Here is a 4,738-nt window from a genome sequence, read left to right as displayed (position 1 = left end):
TGTCTATATTATCGAGATTTTTAAGAATAACATTTGCATCTTCAATAAGAAGGAAGCCATCAATCTTTCCTTTGCCGCCGGTCGAAAGGTATGAATAGAATGCAAGAACTACAGAAGCATCCTTTGAATCTATCTTGCCATCCTTATTGATGTCTGCTGCAGCTTTTTCTGCATCAGTAAGAGCTGATTCACCACCTACTGACATCTTTGCGTACTGTATAAGGACAAAAGAAGCATCATTTGCATCAATCTTCTTATCATCATTAGGATCACCAAATTCGACAGGTTTCTCACCATGTTTGAAATATACTGCCTTTCCCTCAGATACATAGAGGATTAGATCTGTTCCATCAAATGCAAGATCTGCTGTATCGCCATCAGCTGTTATTGACATTTTCGTAACACTTGCGGCGCTCCATGAAAGGTCATTCTTTTCTATTCTTCCAGTATGATCTTTTACAATAACAAGCTGCATGGCATCTTGTTCAGGAATATCACTAGGGATTCCCTTGTTAGATTGTTTGTATGAGATCCAGCTACCAAAAAATGTTGACATATTGGGCTCATCAGCATTTGCCGGTTGTGTCGTTGTCACTGGCTCAGTAGTGCTTGCGGAAACCGTTGTACTTACTGGGATAGTTCCGCTTTCACCTCCGTTTGGTGCTGTCGTCGAAACAATTGCTGTAGAAGTTGTAGGCTGAGCTGTTATTGTCGTAGTTGTTGTAGTTGGTTGAGCTGTTGTTGCCGTAGTCGTTGTAGTTGGCTGAGCTGTTGTTGCCGTAGTCGTTGTAGTTGGCTGAGCCGTTGTTGCCGTAGTCGTTGTAGTTGGCTGAGCCGTTGTTACCGTAGTAGTTGTGGTTGGCTGAGCCGTTGTTGTCGTTGTTGTCGTTGACTGAGTAGTTGTAACTGTGGTAGTAGTTGTAGACTGTGCCTTGTCATAATCATCAAGAAGCATAAAGTTTATCTGGTGTTCCTTTGCAAATGCTTGAGCGTTTGAACCATCCACACCTACGATAGTACAGTTCTTCATTCCCTTTATCTCACATTGAGGATTTCTGAAAACAAGATAATCAAACGAACACTTGATTTCTTCATGATCACCACCATCTGAGAAAGTCTTCACTGTTTCTGACAGATCTAAAGCTTTCAGATTACAGTTGTATATTGCTCCTGTATCAAAACTATCAATACCATTCGGCAGTACAAAATCTTCAAGTCCTGTGCAGTTCTTGAATGCACCACCACCTTCACCAAAGCCATAAATCAGACTAATTGAATCTGGTAAATCAATATGCTTGAGTAACTTGTTGCCGTCACATGCATTTGCAGCAATTATCTGCACCCCATCCGGAACTTTATATGTAGAGTCAGCCTTAGCCTGTGGATACAGTTTCATCATGGTCATGCTCTTATCATAAACAACACCCTTATCAGATGTGTAATATGGGTTGTCCGCATCAATGTTGACAGCAGTGAGCGTAGGACAGTCAAGTGCATACGCACCAATATATTCAACGGTAGCAGGAACATTTACCTCTCCTATCTCAAGACCATTGAATGCCTTGTCGACAATAGTTCTTGTTCCTTCCTTAACATCTATTTTATCGCTTTTTGGGGTACCCTTATAGCCTATAATAGTAGCACCGCAGTACAGTACACCATCAGGATGCTCCTTATACCACTTGGTATCACCAAACATCGCAGCTGTCATATCAAAGCTGTCAATTTCATCATTTCCTTATATTGACCACTTTCATTATCATAAGACCAGCCACGCCATTTTTCTATACCGCTTACTGAATAAACTGCGCCATTGATTTCAATATCTTTAAGTGAAGTACATCCTGTAAATCCATTACAGTTAAAGATTGTATCCTTACCAAGCTTAACAGAAGTAACTTTTGACACATTCTCAAAACTTGCACCTGAAATTGTCAGAGCAACCCCGTCTTCAACGACAAAATCGCCTTCATATCCTTCAGGAACAGCAAGAATGGCCTTCTCTATTCTTTCTCCTGAACGCACATAATCATTCTTTTCCTCATCCCATTCCCAATCATCAGAAACGTATTTTTTACCGAGTGCACCGTTATATGAAAAATATGTTGGATTGTTCTCCGAAACGTTAATTGCTTTAAGTGCGGGCATATTCTCACAAAAATACCATTCAATATAACCTACAGTTGAAGGCAAATTGATAGCTGTAATATCATAGTTTCCTCTGAAAACATCATCCAGTTTGACAACGCCCTCAGGAACAGTAACCTCCCCTGAAAGAGGTCCAAGTGCTCTAAGTATGGATTTTCCCTTTTGAGTTTTTCCTGCGCTGTAATCATAGTATGATGCATTGTTCTGCATAAGGAAATTACCATCAACAGAAAAATTCTCGCATCCCTCGGGTATCTTTATCTCACACTTTTCTGGAATATCATAGTATCCATCTGCAGCTGTGAGATATTTGGGAAATGTCACCGAAGTAATATCGTCCCTGCCGTTGAAAAGGCCACTGAAGTCAACAGCTTCAACCTTCTGACCCTCTATCTCGTCAGGAATAACAATATCACCCTTTGCCGAAGATGAAAGCCCGAAAACACGAATATATTCACGGGTTTCGTAATTTCCTGTTTCAAGATTATACTCTGCTCCTTTGTTAATTCGGTAGATAAAATCACCGTACGTAAGTTCTTCGTCAGCAAATACCATCGAAATGCACTTCTGCATTAACGGAGTTGGCACTATTGCGCTGACTGCAAACATAGCAGTACCTGCCGCTAAGAATCTCTTCAATTTCATTGAGTCGACCTCCTATAATAAAGTGAATATAAATATTATATCACTCTATATATAAAAATACAATACAAAAATTCAGAAAATTGTATTCAGGCTCCGAAATCGCCCAAAAACAGCCAGGAAATTACCATATATCGACAATTTGCTTCGGGAAAGTGACAAATGTAACGTTGAATATGATTTAAGTAATCTTTACTCTTCTTGACAAATGCGGTATAATCATGTAAAATGGTAAATTGTTATATGTAGGGAAATAATTCGGTTTCCCTGTGATGTAATTTCTTGGGGGCAGACAATTAAAGATGGACAATAAAACTATACGCAAAGATTTCTTCAGGTATATATTTGCGAATGTTATCAGTTCGATAGGCGTTTCTATATATATCCTGATCGATACTTTCTTTATTTCTAAGGGAATGGGGTCAGACGGACTGGCTGCTCTGAACCTTTCACTTCCTGTATTCAGCTTCCTGAACGGCTTCGGTTTGATGCTCGGAATGGGAGGCGGAAGCATTTTCTCTATGATGTACTGCAGGACGGAACGAAGCGAAACTGATAAAGTATTTACAAATGCATTTATATCGGTCGGATTCCTTTCTGTGCTGTTTGAAGTGGCAGGCATATTCTTCTCAGAACAGATAACACATCTGCTGGGAGCGGATCCAGCTGTTTTTGCACTTTCTCATGATTATCTGAAGACAATTCTCCTGTTTTCACCGGCTTTCCTGCTGAACAACCTGATCGTATGCTTCCTGCGCAATGACTGCGCTCCGAAGCTTGCAATGACTGGAATACTGAGCGGAAGTCTTGCAAACGTTATTCTTGACTATGTTTTCATTTTTACCTTGGGTATGGGAATGAAAGGAGCAGCTCTTGCGACATGCATAGCTCCGTTTGTCAGTCTTGGAGTCATGAGTTTCCATTTCCTCACAGGATGGAATGCATTTACTTTCAGACTGCTGCATCCTTCGCTCAGCATAATCAAGGATATTGTTTCTCTTGGACTTCATGCTTTCTTTACTGAGGTATCAGGAGGCGTGGTAATATTCGTATTCAACTTTGTAATATATCACCTTATGGGCAATACAGGAATAGCGGCTGATGGAGTTATCGCTAATATCGCGATAGTCGTCACTGCAGTATTTGTTGGTATCTCAAGCGGTGTTCAGCCGCTGATGTGCAGATATCACGGAAGAAGCGCCGACAGTTCAATCAAGTATCTGCTTCGCCTTTCTGTTATTACTTCTGTGATAGTTGCGATCATCTCATATATTCTGATCTATTCACTTACATCACCGATAGTTGACGTATTCAACAGTTCAGGGGAGAGTGATATGAGAAGTATAGCTGAAAACGGACTGAGGATATATTTCCTGTTCATGCCGTTTATGGGCGTTAACGCAATAATGTCTGTTTATTTCTCTTCAGATGAAAAACCGCATATTGCTCAGATTATATCTCTTCTCAGAGGCACATTCCTTGTTATACCAGCTATTTTCCTTGCATATCTGCTGCATAGTATCGGCATGGTATGGCTTGCGGTCCCTATATCTGAGCTTATCACAACAGTTACTGCTTTTTGCATATATGTTGTAAGACAGAGAAAAAAGAAGACTGTATATCAGAATCTGTCTCTGACAAATAACAGAGAACTGACCTGCTAAAAAAATATATTATCGACAGAACCGGATGGCATAATGACCATTCGGTTTTTTTATTGAAAAAGTTTTTTATTTTTTTCAATGAATATGTTACACTTTACATGGCTTCTGTGTAAGTGTATAATGAAAGCAATAATTGCTGAAACTGAAGGGGGGCATATCCATGACTGATAATGAAATAATAAGGCTTATGAACGAATCATCAGAAAATGGTCAGAGAGCTTTATTTGATGAATACTACAATTATGTATACGCTGTTTCAATTAATATTCTGCGCGGATACGGAG

General features: G+C 39.9%; 3 protein-coding genes. 1 reads left to right on the top strand and 2 read right to left on the bottom strand.

Annotation, left to right across the window (positions count from 1 at the left end; translation table 11 throughout):
* Both J6U00_RS13925 and J6U00_RS13920 read right to left on the bottom strand, forming a co-directional pair.
* Positions 1–1,711, bottom strand: a 1,711-nt coding sequence (locus J6U00_RS13925; protein ID WP_296582818.1) for a leucine-rich repeat protein, incomplete at its 3' end; no start/stop codon positions are given.
* The gene (locus J6U00_RS13920) at positions 1,708–2,793 is read right to left on the bottom strand and encodes a leucine-rich repeat protein (protein WP_296582816.1); all 1,086 of its coding nucleotides are present in this window, start codon (positions 2,791–2,793) and stop codon (positions 1,708–1,710) included. The genes J6U00_RS13925 and J6U00_RS13920, both read right to left, overlap by 4 nt.
* Positions 2,794–3,092: 299 nt before the next feature.
* Between J6U00_RS13920 and J6U00_RS13915 the strand changes: the two genes are divergently transcribed.
* Positions 3,093–4,454, top strand: coding sequence for an MATE family efflux transporter (locus tag J6U00_RS13915; protein ID WP_296582813.1), 1,362 nt, complete (start codon positions 3,093–3,095; stop codon positions 4,452–4,454).
* The last annotated feature ends 284 nt before the right edge of the window (positions 4,455–4,738 follow it).

Origin of the sequence: Ruminococcus sp. (assembly GCF_017650195.1) — a bacterium.
Lineage (GTDB): Bacteria > Bacillota > Clostridia > Oscillospirales > Ruminococcaceae > Ruminococcus.
The sequence above is the reverse complement of the archived record's forward strand: the minus strand, read 5'-3'. Positions and strand labels throughout refer to the sequence as shown.